Below are 2,039 nucleotides of genomic sequence, written 5' to 3'. Positions count from 1 at the left end.
AAGCAGTTCCGCGCTATTGCAACCCGCTACGACAAACTGAAATCCACCTTCCTCGCGGCGGTTCAGTTCGCCTCAATCATCATCCTGCTTAACTGACGACACGCCGTAGGTCCTGAGTGATACATTTTCTGACATCGGGATCATCCACGCCGCAGTCCATGAGAGGGCCAATATGGCCTCTAATGTCTCAGTGAACTGGCACGCTGCCTTCCCGTTATGCCTGATTTCACCTTTGGCCAGGGATTTGTTGCAAGCGCCATACTCGCGGCCGAAGGCATAAAAGTCAGGGAAGAGTGTTCAGACCATATCGAAAGCAGATCGCAGAAATCGATCACGACGACACGGAATGCAATGATGGCGCCCCAGCAGGAATGCCTGAACCTCTGTCTGCAAGCGTGCTGAACTGTTGGGACGGGAACGCAAACGCATCTGGACGCCAACAGGATCACCCACAGAAAAGCGCACCTTCGACCGGAACTACCCGGAGAGCGGCCATCCACTGGCATACACGCATAGGCTGACGCGACCTTCGCCTGCCAGATCAGGGCCCGTCAGAAGAATGGGAGATAAGGCACATTATTGCCATATAATTCCGGCACCGTCCTCACGCGGTAGCAGTCACAGATTCAATCCCTGTCGCGCCCACCATCACGGTCCTGCAAGCGCCATTCGTCCATGAAATGAAAAGAATGCCTGCACACGCTTTGCGTGCCCTTGTCACGACACCAGAAAACCATAGGACGCATACAGTTATCGCGTTATGAAGATGCAACCGCCTTTTTCAGAAAGTTGATCATGCATTTCCTGACGCCCTCAACTCTGACCTTCCCGCACACTACATGAATCCCTTTTCCCCCAGAAAGAGGATAACAGTGCCTTCATTTGCCGTCATGACAGGTGGAACGGGTGGAATTGGGTGTGAAATCGCAGGACTCCTGATGGAGCAGGGGTGGGATGTCCTTCTGCTAACGCGCCAGCCCCGCAAGGCGGAAGAACAGATTTCCAGCAGCAAAGGGCAATTTGAAGCTGTTTTCTGTGATTTGACAGAACCATCGAATCTTCAGTCTGTCAGTACTGCAATCCGGGACAGAAATCGGCCCATCGGGCTTCTAATTCATTGCGCAGGGAAAATACAGCCTGAAGCAACCAAGGATATCACGCAGCATAGTCTTGAAGAACAGATGGCCATTAATTTGACATCACCAATCCTCATGACCAGTCAACTGCTTCCCGCATTATCTCCCAATGGACATATCATGTTCATCAACTCCATTGCCGGTGTGATGCCCTTGCAGGGAAGCTCGGTATATAGTGCTACGAAATTTGGTCTCAGAGGCTTTGCCCGTTCGCTGGCTCTTGAATTCCGCCCCGGGACACTGAGGGTTTCCTCAATCTTTCTTGCGGCTGTTGATACCCGGATGCTTGAGCAGGAAACACAAGACGGGGGATCAGTCCTGAATTTCGTCAATCAACCCCTGTCGGCCCAATATGTGGCCAGAATGATTATCCGGACCAGCAAAGGGGCAGGACGTGAAATCTTCCTACCCAGGATAGACGGCATTTTTGCCCATGCCTGTCTGATCATGCCGTGGCTGCTGCACATCACGACGCCACTTCTCGAAAAAGTCGGACAAATCGGTTTGCGACGTTTCCTGAAACAGAAAGCCGCCGCTTCTCTCGTCGCACACAAAGAATAGCCCGCCACTGATTCGGTCCGAAGCAGAAGTGTAGGCTTTGCTCGGTCATGGTCATTATTTTGGGATAAACGTTACCATTAGACAAATACCGAAATCAAAGAATGCATGTCGTTAAAAAATAAAAAACACTACAGGTTTCATCGAAAAAAGAATTTAATGATTTATTGACGAAAAAACAGAAGTCTTTTACGCATCTGTTCCTGTTTTACACTTTCGGAAGGCTGTAACGTGCCTACGGCGTGTCGTCAGTTAAGACCTGAGAGCTTGAAGTGAGGGTTGTACGTTCTGTTGCTCTGTGCTGACTGTTTTTCCGGCTTTGGAGGAGAACAACAGATGCGGCGC

1 protein-coding gene and 1 pseudogene are annotated in these 2,039 nt (G+C 50.7%); both read left to right on the top strand.

The window, feature by feature from the left end; all coding sequences use genetic code 11:
* A pseudogene (locus HKD27_RS16185) lies at nt 1–96 on the top strand (IS5/IS1182 family transposase); the annotation flags it as partial.
* Between the two features lie 776 nt (nt 97–872).
* Nucleotides 873–1,697, top strand: coding sequence for an SDR family NAD(P)-dependent oxidoreductase (locus HKD27_RS16180; RefSeq protein ID WP_231100651.1), 825 nt, complete (start codon nt 873–875; stop codon nt 1,695–1,697).
* Nucleotides 1,698–2,039 lie beyond the last annotated feature (342 nt).

The sequence above is a fragment of the Gluconobacter sp. R75690 genome, from assembly GCF_015244525.1.
GTDB lineage: Bacteria > Pseudomonadota > Alphaproteobacteria > Acetobacterales > Acetobacteraceae > Gluconobacter > Gluconobacter potus.
The sequence above is the reverse complement of the archived record's forward strand: the minus strand, read 5'-3'. Positions and strand labels throughout refer to the sequence as shown.